General features: G+C 47.2%; 14 protein-coding genes. 8 read left to right on the forward strand and 6 right to left on the reverse strand.

Annotated elements, in window-relative coordinates; genetic code table 11:
- Positions 1-116: 116 nt before the first annotated feature.
- Together MGMO_RS05315 and MGMO_RS05320 are read left to right on the forward strand one after the other, a co-directional pair.
- On the forward strand, positions 117-1,154 hold the full coding sequence (locus MGMO_RS05315) for a type IV pilus twitching motility protein PilT (protein WP_023494016.1): 1,038 nt from the start codon (positions 117-119) through the stop codon (positions 1,152-1,154).
- A gap of 15 nt (positions 1,155-1,169) precedes the next feature.
- Positions 1,170-2,285 carry a PilT/PilU family type 4a pilus ATPase gene (locus tag MGMO_RS05320; RefSeq protein ID WP_023494017.1) on the forward strand — a complete coding sequence of 372 codons (1,116 nt, stop codon included), beginning with the start codon at positions 1,170-1,172 and terminating at the stop codon, positions 2,283-2,285.
- 89 nt (positions 2,286-2,374) lie between these two features.
- Here MGMO_RS05320 and MGMO_RS05325 read toward each other — a convergent pair whose 3' ends face one another.
- Complete coding sequence (locus tag MGMO_RS05325) at positions 2,375-2,851, reverse strand: peroxiredoxin (RefSeq protein ID WP_023494018.1); 477 nt, start codon at positions 2,849-2,851, stop codon at positions 2,375-2,377.
- 8 nt (positions 2,852-2,859) lie between these two features.
- Positions 2,860-3,384 (reverse strand): glycine cleavage system protein R, encoded by a 525-nt coding sequence (locus tag MGMO_RS05330; RefSeq protein ID WP_023494019.1) that lies wholly within the window; start codon positions 3,382-3,384, stop codon positions 2,860-2,862.
- 127 nt (positions 3,385-3,511) lie between these two features.
- Between MGMO_RS05330 and MGMO_RS05335 the strand changes: the two genes are divergently transcribed.
- Positions 3,512-4,414, forward strand: a complete 903-nt coding sequence (locus MGMO_RS05335) for a 5'-nucleotidase (protein ID WP_023494020.1) — start codon at positions 3,512-3,514, stop codon at positions 4,412-4,414.
- Between the two features lie 47 nt (positions 4,415-4,461).
- Here the strand turns inward: MGMO_RS05335 and MGMO_RS05340 are convergent, their stop codons facing one another.
- The 4 genes from MGMO_RS05340 to MGMO_RS05355 all read right to left on the reverse strand — a co-directional run bounded on the left by MGMO_RS05340 (position 4,462) and on the right by MGMO_RS05355 (position 10,339).
- Positions 4,462-5,769 carry a replication-associated recombination protein A gene (locus tag MGMO_RS05340; RefSeq protein ID WP_023494021.1) on the reverse strand — a complete coding sequence of 436 codons (1,308 nt, stop codon included), beginning with the start codon at positions 5,767-5,769 and terminating at the stop codon, positions 4,462-4,464.
- 17 nt (positions 5,770-5,786) lie between these two features.
- The gene (lolA, locus tag MGMO_RS05345) at positions 5,787-6,407 is read right to left on the reverse strand and encodes an outer membrane lipoprotein chaperone LolA (RefSeq protein WP_051383978.1); all 621 of its coding nucleotides are present in this window, start codon (positions 6,405-6,407) and stop codon (positions 5,787-5,789) included.
- 68 nt (positions 6,408-6,475) lie between these two features.
- On the reverse strand, positions 6,476-8,812 hold the full coding sequence (mrcB, locus tag MGMO_RS05350; protein ID WP_023494023.1) for a penicillin-binding protein 1B: 2,337 nt from the start codon (positions 8,810-8,812) through the stop codon (positions 6,476-6,478).
- A 330-nt stretch (positions 8,813-9,142) separates the two neighbouring features.
- The gene (locus MGMO_RS05355; RefSeq protein WP_321163111.1) at positions 9,143-10,339 is read right to left on the reverse strand and encodes a type III PLP-dependent enzyme domain-containing protein; all 1,197 of its coding nucleotides are present in this window, start codon (positions 10,337-10,339) and stop codon (positions 9,143-9,145) included.
- An 824-nt stretch (positions 10,340-11,163) separates the two neighbouring features.
- Here MGMO_RS05355 and MGMO_RS05360 point away from each other — a divergent pair.
- From MGMO_RS05360 to MGMO_RS05380, 5 genes are all read left to right on the forward strand, one after another.
- Positions 11,164-13,293, forward strand: coding sequence for a two-component system response regulator (locus MGMO_RS05360; protein ID WP_023494025.1), 2,130 nt, complete (start codon positions 11,164-11,166; stop codon positions 13,291-13,293).
- A 6-nt stretch (positions 13,294-13,299) separates the two neighbouring features.
- Positions 13,300-15,837, forward strand: a complete 2,538-nt coding sequence (locus MGMO_RS05365; RefSeq protein ID WP_023494026.1) for an ATP-binding protein — start codon at positions 13,300-13,302, stop codon at positions 15,835-15,837.
- A 75-nt stretch (positions 15,838-15,912) separates the two neighbouring features.
- Positions 15,913-16,911: a bifunctional biotin--[acetyl-CoA-carboxylase] ligase/biotin operon repressor BirA gene (birA, locus tag MGMO_RS05370; RefSeq protein WP_023494027.1), complete on the forward strand. Its 999-nt coding sequence runs from the start codon at positions 15,913-15,915 to the stop codon at positions 16,909-16,911.
- Positions 16,908-17,639, forward strand: coding sequence for a type III pantothenate kinase (locus MGMO_RS05375; protein WP_023494028.1), 732 nt, complete (start codon positions 16,908-16,910; stop codon positions 17,637-17,639). Before birA ends, MGMO_RS05375 begins: the two co-directional genes overlap by 4 nt.
- A complete protein-coding gene (locus tag MGMO_RS05380; RefSeq protein WP_023494029.1) occupies positions 17,636-17,923 on the forward strand; it encodes a hypothetical protein in 288 nt (95 codons plus the stop codon). Before MGMO_RS05375 ends, MGMO_RS05380 begins: the two co-directional genes overlap by 4 nt.
- Positions 17,924-17,933: the final 10 nt, after the last annotated feature.

Here is a 17,933-nt window from a genome sequence, read left to right on the forward strand (position 1 = left end):
AGGGAATGTATCAGTAGGTATGGTCGTTTATTAAACAATATCGCTTTAAAAAAGCGAAGACTTGAACTATTGTTAGCAGCATAACTAACCTTTCTTTTACGATCCAGGAGTAAACTGTGGATATCGCCGAACTGCTAGCCTTTTCAGTCAAAAATAATGCCTCGGATTTGCATTTGTCAGCAGGCTTGCCGCCCATGATACGGGTTGATGGCGATATCAGGCGGATTAATATCCCTGCCCTGGAACATAAGGAAGTCCATGCGCTGATTTATGACATTATGAATGACAAGCAACGCCGCGATTATGAGGAATTTTTGGAAACTGATTTTTCCTTCGAGTTGCCAGGGATTGCACGGTTTCGGGTGAATGCATTCAACCAGGAGCGTGGTGCGGCGGGGGTGTTCAGGACGATTCCTTCCAAGGTGTTGTCATTGGAGGATTTAAAAGCGCCTAAGTTTTTCGCCGAGCTGACCACCAAATCACGCGGACTTATTTTAGTGACAGGCCCTACAGGTTCAGGCAAGTCTACGACTTTGGCGGCGATGATCAACCACATCAATACCAATGATTATGCCCATATCCTGACGGTTGAAGACCCTATCGAATTTGTGCATGACAGCCAAAAGTGCTTGATTAACCAGCGCGAAGTCCATCGTGATACCCACGGATTTAATGAAGCCTTGCGATCGGCGCTGCGGGAAGATCCTGATATTATCCTGGTTGGCGAAATGCGGGATTTGGAAACGATTCGGCTGGCGCTGACGGCGGCGGAAACGGGTCATTTGGTGTTCGGTACCCTCCACACCACTTCTGCGGCCAAAACCATCGACCGTATCATCGATGTATTCCCCGCCGCAGAAAAAGATATGATAAGGTCGATGCTGTCTGAATCGTTACAGGCGGTTATATCGCAGACACTGCTAAAGAAAAATGGCGGCGGTCGGATTGCCGCCCATGAAATAATGGTGGGCACGCCCGCGATCAGGAACCTGATACGGGAAGCCAAAGTGGCGCAAATGTATTCGGCGATTCAAACCGGCCGCAAGGAAGGCATGCAGACCCTGGACCAAAACCTTAAAGAACTGGTCGAACAAGGGCTGATCCATTCCAAAATGGCAATGAGCAAGGCTGTCAATAAAGATATGTTCCGTTAAGAATAGGGAGGAACTATGGATTTTAAAGCCTTATTAGAATTAATGGTTAGGCGCAGGGCGTCTGACCTGTTCATCACGGCGGGTAGGCCGCCTACCATGAAAGTTGACGGTTCACTGGTTGAGGTTTCCAATACCGTGTTGACTGCCGAACAATCCATGATGGTTGTAACGGGCATCATGGATCAGCGGCAAAAGTCCGAGTTTGAAAACACGAAAGAATGCCAGTTCGCTTTGGGCTACCCTAATTTAGGGCGGTTTCGGGTCAGTGCATTTACCCAGCGGGATGCGGCTGGTATGGTGCTGCGGCGAATAGAAAATCAAATTCCAGACTCGGATTCACTGCATTTACCGCCTATCCTAAAGGACTTGATTATGGAGAAGCGGGGATTAGTCATCTTTGTCGGCGCGACCGGTACCGGTAAGTCAACTTCTTTAGCATCCCTGATAAAACATCGGAACGAAAACAGCAGCGGCCATATTATTACCATCGAAGATCCCATAGAATTCCAACATCCGCATTTGGGTTGCATTGTCACCCAGCGAGAAGTCGGGATTGACACGGAATCCTACGAAGTCGCCTTAAAAAACACCTTGCGGCAAGCGCCTGACGTGATCCTGATTGGCGAAATCAGGACACGGGAAACCATGCAGAATGCGATCACCTTTGCCGAGACAGGGCATTTATGCCTGTCCACCTTGCATGCCAACAATGCCAACCAAGCCCTAGACCGGATATTACACTTTTTCCCCGACGAAATGCACGACCAATTGTGCATGGACTTGTCGCTGAATTTGCGCGGCATCGTCGCCCAACAGCTGATTAAACGCACCGATGGTAAAGGCCGTTACCCCGCCGTTGAGGTATTGTTGAATACGCCACTGGCTAAGGACTACATCCGTAAAGGGGAAATCAATAAACTCAAGGAACTGATGAAAAGCTCCCGCGAACAAGGTATGCAAACCTTTGACCAAGCGCTTTACGACTTGTATATGGCGAACAAGATCAGTTATGAAGATGCCTTGACTTCAGCCGATTCCAGGAATGAAGTCCGCTTGATGATTAAGCTGGGTACGTCCAAGGGGGATGGTTTTGACAATGATGATATGATTTTGTCCGAGACTGAAAATTAAGCCCGGAAAGTATTTCCGCCTAATGCCAACGCTATTCGGCCTTGCCAGGGAAACCAGGAAAAGTCCCCTTGATTGGGGGCAACGCTAAATCAATGACCGGAAAGCTCCGTCAAGGCCGATAAAACCTGTTCGCAATGGCCCTTTACGCTTACTTTTCGCCACTCGCGCACCAAAGCACCGTGCGGGTCAATTAAAAACGTACTGCGTTCGATACCCCTAACCTGTTTGCCGTACATGTTTTTCATCTTGATGACATCAAATAACTGGCAAAGGCTTTCGTCCGTGTCGGAAAGCAGGTCAAATGGGAATTCCTGCTTGCACTTGAAATTTTCGTGTGATTTGAGGCTGTCCCTGGAAACGCCCAAGATGACCGCATTTAAGGCGCTAAACCGTTCGATATTATCCCTAAAGTCTTGGCCTTCCAGCGTACAACCAGGTGTGCTGTCTTTAGGATAAAAATACAAGACGACAAATTTGCCACGATAATCACTGAGTTTGACGGCCTTATCGCCTGTTGCTGGGGCTTCGAAATTGGGCAGCACATCGCCAATATGGGGTATGGACATAATTACACCTATCTTTTGATCGGTTCAAGGATTGCATCGATATTCAAATGGTCGCAAAAATCGAGGAACTCTTCACGTAGCGTTAACAAATGGATTTGCGGCGGCACCAAAATCACGAATTTTGTTGAAAAAACAGAGGCTTGGGCATAAGGCGCTTGATAAGAGCTGCCAGTGATTTCTTCAATATCAATATCGTGCCCCAACAAAAAAGAGATGATGGATTCAATGATGCTTTCCTTGTCCAAGGAAATGGTTTCCAGTGTGTAGGGGACGCACTCCTTGACTTTATCTTTGGCTTCGGTGCGTAACGAGTGGACTTTAATCTCCATGCGTTTTTGCAATAAGTCCAAGGCGGTTTCCACTTTGGCGATCTGATTCCAATTGCCTTGAATTAACAGGTAGCTGCCAGTACACTGGCCTAAGCGTGACGACCTGACTTCCAACACATTGCACTTGCAATCGCGGATAGTGGGCAATATTTCCGCGATAAAATGGGTATGAAGTTTTCCTAAAGCGGTAATAGTCAGTTGCATGGTTTATTTTGTGGTTGTTTTATAAAATTCTATCATCAAAAGAGAAAAACTTGATTAACAAAGATTATTGCGTGCACAAACGCAATTTAACCGCTATGGTTTTAAGCGATACTTTTACCCTGAGATTATGAAAAAGCAAAAGTTGGTGGTTGCCGTTTCTTCCCGTGCCTTATTCGATCTTGACGAATCCCATGCGGTCTTTGAAACCCAAGGTAAAGAAGCGTTTTGTAAATATCAGATACAACATGAAGAGGAGATTTTGGCGCCGGGTTACGGTTTTTCCCTGGTAAAAAAATTTCTTGCGCTTAATGGCAATAACCTCAATGAGCCGCTAGTCGAAATCATTTTGCTGTCCCAAAACAGCGCCGATACCGGATTGAGGATATTCAATTCCATAGCTTACCATAAGCTCAACATCACGCGTGCCGCCTTTACCAGTGGCGTTTCGCCTTATGCGTACATGCCGGCGTTTGGCGCCCATTTGTTTTTGTCGGCAAATGCGGATGATGTCGTCAAAACCCTGGATGCCGGGTTTGCGGCGGCGACGATTATGAGCGGTTCCGGCACAGCCAACCAAAGCCAACAATTGCGAATTGCGTTTGACGGCGATGCGGTGCTGTTTTCCGATGAGTCTGAACGGATTTATCAGGAGCAAGGTTTAGCGGTTTTTGCCGAAAATGAACGCAATGAAGCGAAAAATCCCTTGCCAGGTGGGCCGTTCAAGGATTTTCTGGCGCGATTGCACCATATCCAGATGCAGTTTGAACCCGACAGTTCTCCCATCAGGACGGCTTTAGTGACCGCACGTGCAGCACCTGCACACGAGCGCGTGGTCAGGACGCTCAGGGCATGGGGAATCCGTATCGACGAGGCATTGTTTCTAGGCGGGATGTCCAAGGGCGCATTTTTGAAGGCATTTGGGGCGGATATTTTCTTCGACGACCAAAAAGGCCACTGCGAATCGGCGGCTGTCCATGTCGCTGCGGCACATGTGCCGCATGGGATTACAAACAAAAAGTCAAAGCCTTAGATTTTGTTGGCGTATCACTCAGTGGAGCCAAGAATTTACGCATTCCATTACTTACCTGAATTTTTGTCCAGTTCCTTGAGATGCTTTAATTTCTCGGCTATCTTGATTTCCAAGCCCCTGGCCACCGGACGGTAATACGTACTTCCGGTTAATTCATCGGGGAAATAATTTTCCCCAGCCGCATAAGCTTCAGGTTCATCGTGCGCGTAACGGTATTCTTTGCCGTAATCCAGCGATTTCATCAGCTTGGTAGGGGCATTCCTCAAATGGACGGGAACTGACAGGCTGCCATATTGCTTGGCATCGCGCATCGCCGCGTTATAAGCCAGGTAGACGGCGTTACTTTTTGGCGCACAAGCCAGATAGACGACGGCTTGCGCCAAACTGAGTTCGCCTTCTGGACTACCCAAACGCTCTTGTGCTTCCCAGGCGTTGATGGCAATCTGCAAAGCCCTGGGGTCGGCATTGCCGATGTCTTCCGATGCCATCCTGACAATTCTACGCGCCAGATAAGTCAGGTCACAGCCGCCGTCCATCATCCGGCACAGCCAATAGAGTGCAGCGTCCGGTGAACTGCCGCGCACGGATTTGTGCAAGGCGGAAATCTGGTTATAGAATTCTTCACCCTGGTTGTCGAAACGACGAACGCCACCTGACAGCACTTCGGCGGCACATGGTTCGGCTATCTCCCGTTCGCCATTTGCCAAGGCCAGTTCGGCAGCAATTTCCAGGAGATTCAACAGCCGTCTGGCATCGCCATCGGCAGCCTGGGCAAATTGTAGCTTGATGGGATCGGCCATCGTTATTTCCAACGTACCCAAACCTCTAGCCTTATCGGTCAGCGCTTGTTCCAAAACGACCAATAAATCGTCGGTTGTCAGTGCATTCAGCACGTACACGCGGGCGCGTGACAACAAAGCGTTGTTTAAGGCAAACGAGGGGTTTTCTGTGGTCGCGCCGACAAAGTAAAACGTGCCGTCTTCTACATGCGGCAAGAAAGCATCCTGTTGGGATTTGTTAAAGCGGTGGACTTCGTCCACAAACAACACGGTTGGCCTGTGTTGTTCTTTTTGAGTCTGTTTGGCTTGTGTGACCGCATCCCTAATGTCTTTAACTCCCGCAAGCACGGCAGAAATCGGGATGAATTCCGCATCGGAATGTTGGGCGATAATCCGTGCCAGGGTGGTTTTCCCTGAACCCGGCGGTCCCCAGAAAATCATGGAATGCAAATGCCCTGATAGGATGGCTTCGTAGAGCGGCTTGCCTTGCTTGAGGATATGTTGCTGGCCGATGTATTCGTCCAATTGCCTTGGACGCATCCGGTCGGCTAGGGGTTTTGTTAAATCATCCTTCATGGTTACATGAAAGGAATTTAACCATCATTAAAAACATCCGCCCCTTTAGGTGGCTTAAACTCAAACAAGGTCTGCTTAAGCGGCGCATTGACGATGACATTGGAGAAATAAATGCGTGTCAACTGACCGAAGTTATCGCTCAACTCCATGCCCGCCAATGTGCCTTTCGACAAACCGATCAACACATATTTAAAACTGCTGTCCTGGCTTTTGGGCAGTAATTTCACCCATTGCATGTCACCGTCAGTACCTTGGCTTTCCATCGTGTAGTTGTCTTCCAGGGCGACATCGCCGCTTAATAGCAATGCAGGCGTAGAACCCAGGGATTCATCCACTTTTTTTACGGTGACTTGCTCAAGGTCCGTGTCGTAAAACCAAACTTTCCCTGTGTTGGAAACAATTTCTTGCTTAAAGGGTTTTTGGTAATCCCAACGAAATTTTCCGGGCCTTTGCAGGTAAAACACACCATAACTGGTTTGGGTCGGATTGCCGACTTCATTAATCAGTACTTGCTTAAAATCGGCGGACAGCGATTTTGAGACTTTTAAAAAGACTTGCAGTTGTATGACTGGCTCATTCTTTCCTTGTTTGGCGGCGTGGGGTTTTGCGTGGGTTTTGGCAAAGCCAGGACCCGCCATTACCAGCAAACACAGCCCGACCATAAATAACACTGTACCCCTATTCATAATTTACCCTTAGTTGAAAATCATTCTGTAAATAAATTATCAAACCAGGATTTATCCTGGTCGATAACCGCTTGCCCACACGTAGAATACGATGTCGGTGCCGACCCTGGCAGGTAAGGAAGTTCTTTAGCATTTCTGCAAGCTTTGTTGGCGAGTAAGCCATTGCCCATGTCCACCCAGGCTGTTGTGATATTGTCGGGTGGAATGAGCGTGACCGGCTGTTTGGAAATCTGTTTCATTAAGTCAATCCAGACTGGCAACGCCCCTGTTGCACCCGTTAGCCCGATCGGCTTGTTGTCATCCCGACCTAACCAAACCACTGACAAATAATCCCCCGTATAGCCGGCAAACCAGCTATCTTTGGCATCGTTAGTGGTGCCTGTTTTTCCTATCAAGCCATAATCTTTGGGGAAATTGTCATAAGCGGAATGCCCCGTGCCTTGGTGCATCACCTCTTGTAACATGGTGTTTACGATATAGGTTGCAGAGGGGTCGACTGCTTGCCTGACAACATAGGGATAGCTCTGTAATTGTTTGCCGCCATCAGCAACGACTGCCCGGATACCACGAAGGGGCGTTAAGAAACCGTCGCCTGCCAGGGTTTGGTACATTTGCGTCACTTCAATAGGTGTCAGGGAAGATGCACCTAACAATAATGAGGGATAAATGTCGACCTCTCGTGTAATGCCCATTTCTTTTAACGTCTTTGCTGTCCTGGCAACACCAATTTCCAGCCCGATCCTGACAGTTGCTAGGTTGTAGGACTTTGCCAACGCGGTGAGCAAGGAAACATTGCCATGCTCCCTGTGGTCGTAATTTTTGGGACTCCAGGTCGTGCCATTGGGTAAGTTAACCGAAATGTCGGAATCGCTGACACGCGTAGAAATCGTGTACTTGTTTGGATATTGCAGTGCCGTCAAATAGACCACAGGCTTCATCAACGAGCCGATAGGCCGCACGGCATCTAAAGCCCGATTGAAACCGGAGGCCGATTCTTCGCGTGCGCTTACCAAGGCAGCAATTTCGCCGCTGTCCCTGCGCGTGACCACAACCGCAGCTTCCAGGTTTTTTGCACTGGATGATTTCTCCATCTGGCTTAATTGCTTACTGACAGTCTGTTCAAGCGTGTCTTGCACTTGAGTGTCAAGCGTCGTGAAAATCCTAAGCCCGTCTGAGGTCAAATCTTCTTCGCGGTATTCTTGCTTTAACTGGCGTTTGATTAAATCCAGAAAGCCCGGATAACGGTTTTTTGCCGTATGTGAACGTGGCAGGATCACCAGCGGCTTTTGTTTGGCTAGATTTGCTTGTTCTACGGTAATGTATTCCTCATTGGCCATCTCATCCAGCACCAAATTGCGCCGTTCAACGGCACGTTGCGGATAACGCCGTGGATCATATTGGGAGGGGCCACGAACCAAAGCAACCAAGGTTGCCGTCTGTTCCAGATTAAGGTCTTTGAGTGCTGTGCCAAAATAGAATTCACTGGCTAAGCCAAAACCATGAATCGAACTGGCGCCATCCTGCCCCAGGTAAATTTCATTCAGGTAAGCTTCCAGGATTTCATTCTTGCTGTACCTGAACTCCAAAATCAGTGCCATAAACACTTCTTGGATTTTACGCTTTAACGAGCGTTCAGGCGTCAGGTAAAAATTTTTGGCCAATTGCTGGGTAATCGTACTGCCGCCCTGAACAAGGCCGCCTGCCTGAAAATTCGCAAAGATTGCCCGGGCGATACCGCGAAATGAAATGCCGATATGGTTATAAAAATTCCGGTCTTCGGATGCTAGCAAACCTTTGATGAGTATATCGGGGCATTCCTCCAGCTTAATTAATATCCGGTCTTCTTTGATCGCCGGGTAAAAACTGCCAATTTGCACCGGATCCAAACGCACAATAGCGATTTCTTTGCCCTCGCTAAAATCCATCACGCTAGCGATGGCGGACTCATTAAAATCGACCGACACTATTCTGCTGGGTTCATGGCCATCCCAAAAATCAAACGCACGGGTTTTGATGATGTATTGTTGGCCTTTTTTAGTATATGAGCCTTCAACTTGGAGTTGACTGTCTTGGCGATAGTTTAAGCGCTGGACCAATTCGGCAAATTTTTCGGCAGTCAGGTTTTGTCCTGTGTAAAGCTCAACCGGGCTGGCGAACACATGGGCAGGTATAGCCCAGCGCTTGCCTTCAAATTGTTCCCTAACGCTGGAATCGAGGTAGCCTAAAAAGCAGAACAGTAAAAACGTGCCTGCAACAAAAACCCGCAACACAGTATTCCTAAACCAGTGCGATTTCGGTTGGGTCGGCTTTTTTTGGGCGCCATACCTGGTGTTACGTTTTGTTGTCTTTTCTGCCATAAATTCTGACTCGGTCAGTCGATTCCTGTTGTTACGAGCTGTTTGTCCTTATTATACCGATATTTAATCATGCTGACTTGGCTGGTAAATAGTGTAGTATTTCGATGTGAACGCAAAATGAACAGTATTGGGTAAGGGACTTTTTTATAAATTGCCTTGGATTTACGGATTCTTAAAATTCGGTTGTCGACAAAGCTAATTTTCCCGAGAGGTGCTCAACAGCGATAAAGCGATGTGCTTGGCCTGCATGTTGCAATGGAAATTTATTAAGGCATTAACCCGAATTACTTTCAAAGTGCATCTCTTGGTTGCCTGATGGTGAATGCTGAGTTACTCATCGCTCAGCCATTGTTGCCGATAATCTTGATAAGTGGCGCGTTTTATTCGTCTTGTCTGTTTGCTGTCAGTTATGTATATATCAGGCAAATTGTAGCCGTTAAACCGATTGGCTTTGGACAGGCTGTATGCGCCTACTCGCTTAAACACCAATTTATCGCCCACAGATAAGGGCTGGTTGAAGCGGTATTCACCAAACAGGTCGCCCGCCAGACAGGTGCTGCCAGCCAAAATAACGGAATAACCCCCGTCAGGATTATGCTCGTACAATTCCGGTTGCCGCTGGTATTCAAACACTAGTGGATTGTGGTTGACCGAAGTATCCAATACCGCAATGGCTTTACCATCACTGCTGAAGCAATCAATCACAGTAGCCAGTAAATAGCCTGCTTTACCCATGATAGCATTGCCAGGCTCGATAAATATATCAAGGTCAAAGTCATTTTTTAACGAAGCTACCTGACTGATAAATCCGCTGCTGTCAATGATTTGATCGAACAAATAGCCGCCGCCGAGGTTCAGCCAATCTAAAGCGGTTAATTGATTGCCCATTAGGTACTTTAGTTTGTCCAAGGTTTGCATCATCGGCGTGAAATCCATAGCGGAAAAAACGGTATGAAAATGCAAACCTTTAGCGTGTTCGGTAAGCCCGGAATCAAGGAAATCGCTTATCTCAACACCCAATTTCGAATACTGCCGACACGGATCATGGCGCGCATCTTCAGTAAAAGAAAGTTTTGGGTTGATCCGTAAACCCAATGACGAGCTGGTTTTGTCGACGCTTGCAACTTGCCGGAATTGGCCAAGGGAATTGCAGCTTACGTGCGAACAAAGCACAGTCAACTCGGCTATTTCATCTGGCCTGATTCCCGGTGTCGTCAAATGAATAGTACCCTGACCAGCCAATGCTTCGCTTGCCAGTCGTGCTTCAAACAACGAACTTACCGAAAAACCGTCGACATAGGGTTTTGCTAGCGCCAGGACAGCCGACAAAGGCAATGCCTTGATTGAGTATAATACTTTGCAGCCGCATCGATCACGGAGCGTAGCCAATGCTTCTAAAGCCTTCGACACTTCAAGTTCGTCCACCACAAACGCGGGCGAGCTAAGAATGCCGTCTTTTAATGCCTGAATATCCATTATCGAAAAGGTATTGTCCTTATGCCAGAAAAGCTGAGCTGGATAATACACGGAATTGACGTAAAAGTGAGTAGGAATCGTCCGTGGTGGAAAGCTAAATCAGCGTTTTGAATGGCAAGGCAAGCAACTCGTTCAGCTACCCCAACAACCCGGTGGTTATCAGCAGCAACAGACAGGGTTACCCGCAGCAACAAAGCTACCCACCGCAGGGTTATCCACAACAGAATTAATCTGATAAAGGGATTGCCGGCAAAGATTGCAGGGTGCATAAGCTCTGGCTTATGTATCTTGCAAGGGGTCTGCCTGCCCAATAGGTTTAGCTGTATGGACGGTTCTTGTTGAGTAGGTGAAGGCGCAAAAATACTCACCAGCCAAACCAGCTAGTACCGTAAAATTTTACTTTGCATGGCTTTGATTAAAGAAACATAATGTTTATCTTAACCCTGTTTTGTGATGGCACAAGCATCATCGCAATCTCCTAAAAGACGCCAACACTCTTGGTTTCGATAGAGACAAAAATAAAGAATCACCCCATGTGATAGAGTTGGAAAATTTCGATGCCGCCGAAGAGGAGTTGATATTGCCATCGGAAACCGGGCAGATAAAAAAGTAGTCGTAAGCCGAAAAACCGAAATGTATTGGGAAAAAAAGCAGCTACAAGGGCAAATAGGCGGCTTTAGCGAGATAGATTTTCTTTTTAAGCGGTGTCGTACGGTTTAAACTTGTCATGCACAAACTCAAACAAATGTTTGTTATACAGACGGTGCCGTTTGGGCGGATTACCACCTGCTGCCTTACCCTCTTATAGAATTGTGCTAATCTTAATCCTGTCGCTTTAGGAATAAATACCCCCTTACAACTGTCAACTGTATTTAATGAATCCCACTGATGCCAGCCTGCCGGTTGTGTTGCTTATTGATGATGACCAAACCGTCCATTTGTGGGCAAACCGTAACTTGTCGGAAGCGGGTTTTAAATTAATATCGCGTTTCAATGGTGAAGAAGGTGTGGAAGCGTTCAAGGAGGAGTCGCCCAATATTGTCCTGGTTGACATTGAAATGCCGATTAAGAATGGGTTCCAAACCTGCGCCGAAATTCGCAGCCTACCTAATGGTGAAAATATTCCCTTGGTTATCATGACAGTAACAGAAGATTCCCAACGGATAGCCCAGGCTTATGCTTCAGGCGCTACAGATTTCGTCGTCAAGCCATTTAACTGGAAAATATTGGCGCAACGCTTACTTTACATGGTCAAGGCAAGCAATAATTTGCTTAAGCTTGCAAAAAGCGAACGCCGTTTGTTAAGGGCAAAAAAAATGGCCCGATTGGGCGATTGGGAATGGCAAGTCAATGATGAAATGTTGTACTGGTCAGACGAGATCTATTCGATGGTGGAGCTTGATAAGCGCGAATTCAGTCCCAGTACCCATAATTTCAATCAATATATCCATAAAGCCGACATCCCTTACGTGGGAAAGCATTTGGCGAATGTCATCAAAACGAAAGGCGCATCCGATTTAGAGTTTCGCATTATAACGTCCGGGAAGAAAGAGCGTTACGTCTCGCAACATATCGAAGCGGTGGCGGACCATAAGGCTCAACTCACCGGCCTGGTCGGCACAGTCCAGGACATAACCGAATTCAAGGCGCAAGAAAACAAAATCCGGCATTTGGCCTATTACGACGAGATTACCCAACTGCCTAACCGGATTTTCTTTCTTAAATTTTTGGCGAAAACATTAGAACTGGCGCAACGGAACAAACATAATTTCGCCATTTTATTTTTGGATTTGGACGGCTTCAAAGGGATAAACGACACCTATGGCCACCAAGCGGGCGACCATCTCTTGATGGAAATATCAAAACGCCTGACAGAGGGTTTAAGGTGTTCCGATTTGGCATCGAGGTATCTTGATCACTTTGACCAAAAAGTCGATGTGGCAAGGTTGGGGGGTGATGAATTCATTATCCTGTTGAATGATCTTACCCGCCCTGAAGATGCCGCAATCGTCGCTGAACGGATTCAATGCTGGATCACGGAGCCTATAAAGCTCGGCGACCGACTTGCCTATATCGGTGTCAGTATGGGCATCGCTGTTTATCCTGATGACGGCAAAGATTCTGAGGCCTTGTTGAAAAATGCAGATATAGCGATGTATCACGCTAAAAGGACAGGTAAAGGCCAGTATCGGTTTTTCCATGAAACGATGGCAATCAAGGCCAAAAAACGGTTGGAAATGGAAACCTATATGCACAACGCGGTCGCCAATAATGAGTTGTGTTTATATTATCAACCGGTCATGGAGGTCGCGTCGGGAAGGTTGATTGGTGCAGAAGCGTTAATGCGGTGGGAAAGTCCGCAATTGGGTTTTTTGCCGCCCAATGATTTTATTCCTTTGGCGGAAGACAATGGCCTGATCAACCAATTTGGCGAATGGGCGATTCGCGAAGTGTGCCGCCAACACAAAGCTTGGCAACAACTGGGCTTGGGTAACCTGGCCATCGCCGTCAACTTGAGTAGCCTGCAATTTAACCAAGCATCATTCATCCCAATGGTTGCAGGGATCATAAAGGAATTTGGAGGGAATCCAACATTTTTGACTTTTGAGCTGACAGAAAGCATGATTATGGCAGACACCGATAATATTCTGGAAAAACTCAATAACCTGAAAGATTTAGGGATAAAGCTGGCACTGGATGATTTTGGTACCGGTTACTCTTCCTTGCGTTACCTCAATCGATTTCCCCTGGATACCTTGAAAATTGACCGCTCATTCGTGAAAGGATTGCCGGACAATGCCGATGCTGCCGCCATAGTCAGTGCCATCTTGGCAATGGCTAAGGCGCTTAATTTGGATACGATTGCGGAAGGGGTTGAAACCCAGCAGCAAAAGGCGTTCCTGCAAAATACCAGTTGCCATGCAGTGCAGGGCTTTTATTTTTCTAAGCCAATACCGGTAGCGGAATTTCATCGATATTGGGAAAAACAGAAGGCTGTTTCCTGAGTGGACATGTTGGGAATAAACCGGATCAAGAATTATTTTAACCACGCGTCAATTCGGACAAAATTGACCATGGCGATGGGTTCGTGCGCTATACTGGCATTAGTTTTTGTTGCATCCGCGCTTTCCGTCAGGGAATACGTTACTCGAAGGCAACAAACTGAGCAGGATTTATCCGCCGTTGCCAGCATCGTCGCCTGGAATAGCCGGGCAGCATTGGCTTTTAAAGATTTTGACGCCGCGAACGAGTCGCTGCAATCGTTGAAAAACTACCCAGGCGTTATCTCGGCATATTTGTACGACAATGACAGTAAATTAGTTGCCGCTTATGTAACCCCCTATACCGCCTATAAAGGGGACAGGCAGTTCGTGGCTTCGGAAGCTTTGGAACGCGTAAAAAATAATACGTCCCAAACGCTGCCCAACCCTTCCTGGTTGGAGTCCCTAGTGCAAAGGGTAAAAGTTACCTTCGGTAAATCCTCAAGAAAGCCCCTTCAATCCGGTTATTCGGAAGTGATACTTTACGAGAATGGCCATTTGCATCTGTTCCTGCCCATTTTTATGGATAGTGAGCTCATCGGCATCCTGCATCTGGTCGATGACCTAAGCCGTTTGTATGCCTTTTTACACAGCTTTTATTTGATCACCGCCACCATCGTATTATTTACCTTAGTCGCAGTCTTGTATGCGTCGAGACGGTTGCAACGGTTTTTTTTAGACCCGATGTTCAATTTGATGCAGGCCATGCGCGCAGTCACACAGGAAAAAAAATTCACCCGCCGTGTCACTAAGACCAACAATGATGAATTCGGCCAAATGCTTGATGTGTACAACGAAATGTTGGATGAAATTCATAACAGGGATGAACTGTTAGAATGGCAGCGCGAAAAGCTGGCTGTCCAGGTTCGTGATCGCACTCTCGAATTATCGGAAAAGAATGTTGAATTGGAGCAAGTCGTTGCTGAGGCATTGGCGGCCAAAGAAGAGGCGGAAGCGGCCAATATAGCCAAATCACAATTTTTAGCCAATATGAGCCATGAGATCAGGACACCGATGAATGCTGTCCTTGGTATGGCAGATTTTTTATGGAATAGCGAATTGGGGCTTGAACAGCGGCGTTCCGTCGAGGTGATGAGGCAATCTTCGACCTTATTGCTGAGCGTCATCAACGACATTCTGGATTTCTCCAAAATAGAATCCGGTAAGTTGGCTCTTTCCTCGCAAAAATTTGTGTGCCTTGATTTACTCCGCGACAGTTTTGAATTATTGCAATTGGAGGCTAAATCAAAAGGGTTGAAATACCAACTTCACATTAATACAGAACTGCCGGATGTCCTGATTGGGGACTCCATACGCTTAAGCCAAATTCTGGTCAACCTGCTGAGTAATGCCGTCAAGTTTACGGCTCAAGGCGAAGTGACGCTCAGCGCCACTTGCCGCCCCATGTCGAAAAATAACGTCCGCTTGTATTGCGAAATTACCGATACCGGGATCGGTATCAACCCAGATAAGTTAAACCTTATTTTCCAAGCGTTTTCTCAAGCCGACAATTCAATGACCCGGATTTACCGAGGTACAGGTCTTGGGCTTGCCATTGCCAAGCAGTTGGTCCAATTGATGCAAGGCCAAATTGGTGTGAATAGCCAACCCGGTATAGGTTCAAGTTTCTGGTTTTGGGTATGTCTGGAAAAATCCGAAGGCTCATTAAAGTCCAGTAAGTCAAATGCCAATTACCGCTTTAAAGCCAAACTGTTAGTGGCCGAAGATTACCCTGCCAACCAATTGGTTGTGCAGCGTTTCCTTGAAGACTTAGGCTGTCAGGTAACGATCGTAAGCAATGGGTTTGAGGCCGTCAAAGCATTAAAAAAAGGGCGTTTCGATCTCATTTTTATGGACTGCCAGATGCCCTTTATGGATGGATACCAAGCTACCGAAGAAATCCGCCTGTACGAGCTTGGTACGGATTCCGGCAAACATATCCCCATCATCGCCCTCACTGCCCACGCCTTGAGCGAAGATGAAGCCAAATGCAAAGAAGCGGGGATGGATGAGTGGGTGACCAAACCCTTTACCCGTCAGGATTTGAGCAAGATTTTAAAAAAATGGTTGCCGGAACATTTAATTCTTACAGATCAGCCCGCTTTAAAAACAGATATTGGGACACTAGCCAAGGCCATTAACGTAGTAGAGGACACTACCGCGATCAATATGGAGTTTTTCACCCAACAATTTAAGATGGATAATATTGAAGACGTGGCTTTTATCACGTCATTAACAGAAGCCTTTCAGCAGAATGCTGCCCAAACGCTTAGCAACCTACAATTGTGCATAGAAAACGAAGATGCCGAGCAAGTCCGCCTTTTGGCACATGGCCTGAAATCGCTTAGCACAAATGTAGGCAGCGGCAAACTCACCGAATTATGTATAACGATGGAACAGGCCGGAAAAAATAAAAGGCTCGGCAGTACCCAAGCGCTGCTGGAATCCATGAAACAAGAGTATCTAAGGGCGTTGACTGAACTTAATGTGTTGTGTGCAAGAGCATAGCAGGTTTACCTTGTCCATTTGCTATCATTAGTGCGCGTCAATCGCCATTGAAAACTCCCTCTTAGGGCTGGACTTGTGCTGATTTCAGAAAAACAAAAATCCATTCTTCAGTTGTTGGCCGATGGGCAATTCCACTCAGGTACCGAATTGGCGGAAGCCCTCAATATAAGTCGCTCCGCTATTTGGAAACACTTAAACGGCTTGGCTACCGACCTAGGCTTGCAGCATTCTGCTGTTAGCGGCAAAGGGTACCGACTGGAAAGGCCATTGGAGTTGCTGGATGAAAACGAAATCTTAAAATCCGTCGATGCGAAGATAAAACCCTTAATAAGCAGGATTGAAATTTTCGACCAAATCCCATCCACTAACACGTATTTGATGGAACGCAACCATAACCATGCGCCATCCGGCATGGCCTGTTTTGCCGAACAACAAACCGCAGGAAAAGGACGACGGGGACGGCGTTGGGTTTCACCTTTCGGGAGCAATATTTACCTGTCGTTACTCTGGCGTTTCCAAGCCAGCCCCTTGGCAATTTCAGGGCTGAGCCTTGTCATCGGCGTTGCCGTCATCCGTGCACTTCAGTCCCAGTATGGGGATATTTTTCAATTAAAATGGCCTAATGACATTTACTGCAGGGACAAAAAACTGGGCGGTATTTTGGTTGAGGTTTCGGGCGAATCGGAAGGTCCGTGCGCGGCGGTCATCGGCTTGGGATTGAATGTCTACTTACCGGAAGCGGAAGCCGCCGAAATTACCCAGCAATGGACAGACCTGTGCCAAGTCACTGGACAACCCCGCCATAACAGGAATGCATTGGCGGGTGAATTGCTAAACCAGTTGTTTCTAATCATTTCCGAATTTGAAATACTAGGGATAGCTTCCTACTTGGACGAATGGCGGCAATACGATTGCCTCAAAGACAAATCCGCTACGCTGCACATTGGGCAGCACAGTTATCAAGGCATCGTGAAAGGCATTGATGACCAAGGCTTGTTATTGTTAACTAAGCCCGATGGCAACACCCAGGCTTATGCGTCCGGCGAAGTCAGTTTTAGCGGCGACATCGTATGAATCTGTTAATCGACATGGGCAATACCCGGCTCAAGTGGGCAATCGAAAGTAACTTGGATATTGTCCCTGGGAAACCGATCGACAATGCCAAAATCAATCGAAGCGCACTTATCCAGTTATGGCGCGACATGGCATCGCCCAACCAATTGGCTATCTCCTGTGTCGGCACCAGCCAACTTTTCGACTTGGTTGTAGTAACGGTCAACGAAATTTGGCCTAGGATAACGGTTATTCGCGTCCTATCTAAAGCTCAAGGATTTGGTGTTATTAACGCTTACCGAGAACCGGAAAAGCTAGGGGTTGATCGCTGGTTAAGCCTGATTGCAGGTTACGACCGCTACCGGAAAGCGCTTTGTATTGTCGGGTGTGGTACTGCCATTACTTTGGATAGGGTTGACGCCTCAGGTCGGCACTTAGGCGGCCTGATTAGCCCTGGCTTGCGCTTAATGAAAGAAGCGCTTGCACTTAACACGGAGAATTTGGGGCTCAATGAAATCCCTTATCCTTTTGGACTTGCAACTTTTACCGATGCCGCCATCTATAACGGTGTTTTATCAGCCGCTTGCGGATTTATCGAGCATGCCCTAAAAAGCCAACCTGATGCCCCGCAGCTACTGCTTACAGGAGGCGACGCCGAAACTATTTCAGCCCATTTGTCCATGCCAGCGATTATCGACCCTGATTTGGTATTCCGTGGACTTTCTTTAACCTTAAGAAAGCAATCATGAAAACACTTTGCCTGACGGTCATCTTAGCCAATATTTTTCTGCTAATGTGGGAATACAGGAGCGGAGGCTTCACGGAAAACAAGGTAAGCCCAGAGCAACATGCCACATACGGGAAAGAACAGATCTTTTTACTGCACGAACTAAAAAAGCAGCCGCAACCTCCTGCTGCGCTAAAGCCAATTCGAGATCTTCAGCCATCTCTCTTTAATCTTAGCAATGACATTAAGGATATCCCCCTAAAAGCGGGCGAACAAAATGAAAATCCCCAAATTAAGCTGCCTTGAAATGGCCTTA

The organism is Methyloglobulus morosus KoM1, from assembly GCF_000496735.2.
GTDB classification, from domain to species: Bacteria; Pseudomonadota; Gammaproteobacteria; order Methylococcales; family Methylomonadaceae; genus Methyloglobulus; species Methyloglobulus morosus.

What these genes read in the sequence shown, in the direction of transcription:
- MGMO_RS05380 (WP_023494029.1), top strand. Translation starts at nt 17,636, where the DNA reads ATGAAAACACTTTGCCTGACGGTCATCTTAGCCAATATTTTTCTGCTA.
- mrcB (WP_023494023.1), bottom strand. Translation starts at nt 8,812, where the DNA reads ATGGCAGAAAAGACAACAAAACGTAACACCAGGTATGGCGCCCAAAAA.
- MGMO_RS05365 (WP_023494026.1), top strand. Translation starts at nt 13,300, where the DNA reads ATGTTGGGAATAAACCGGATCAAGAATTATTTTAACCACGCGTCAATT.
- MGMO_RS05375 (WP_023494028.1), top strand. Translation starts at nt 16,908, where the DNA reads ATGAATCTGTTAATCGACATGGGCAATACCCGGCTCAAGTGGGCAATC.
- lolA (WP_051383978.1), bottom strand. Translation starts at nt 6,407, where the DNA reads ATGGCGGGTCCTGGCTTTGCCAAAACCCACGCAAAACCCCACGCCGCC.
- MGMO_RS05325 (WP_023494018.1), bottom strand. Translation starts at nt 2,851, where the DNA reads ATGTCCATACCCCATATTGGCGATGTGCTGCCCAATTTCGAAGCCCCA.
- MGMO_RS05320 (WP_023494017.1), top strand. Translation starts at nt 1,170, where the DNA reads ATGGATTTTAAAGCCTTATTAGAATTAATGGTTAGGCGCAGGGCGTCT.
- MGMO_RS05335 (WP_023494020.1), top strand. Translation starts at nt 3,512, where the DNA reads ATGAAAAAGCAAAAGTTGGTGGTTGCCGTTTCTTCCCGTGCCTTATTC.
- MGMO_RS05340 (WP_023494021.1), bottom strand. Translation starts at nt 5,769, where the DNA reads ATGAAGGATGATTTAACAAAACCCCTAGCCGACCGGATGCGTCCAAGG.
- MGMO_RS05330 (WP_023494019.1), bottom strand. Translation starts at nt 3,384, where the DNA reads ATGCAACTGACTATTACCGCTTTAGGAAAACTTCATACCCATTTTATC.
- MGMO_RS05360 (WP_023494025.1), top strand. Translation starts at nt 11,164, where the DNA reads ATGAATCCCACTGATGCCAGCCTGCCGGTTGTGTTGCTTATTGATGAT.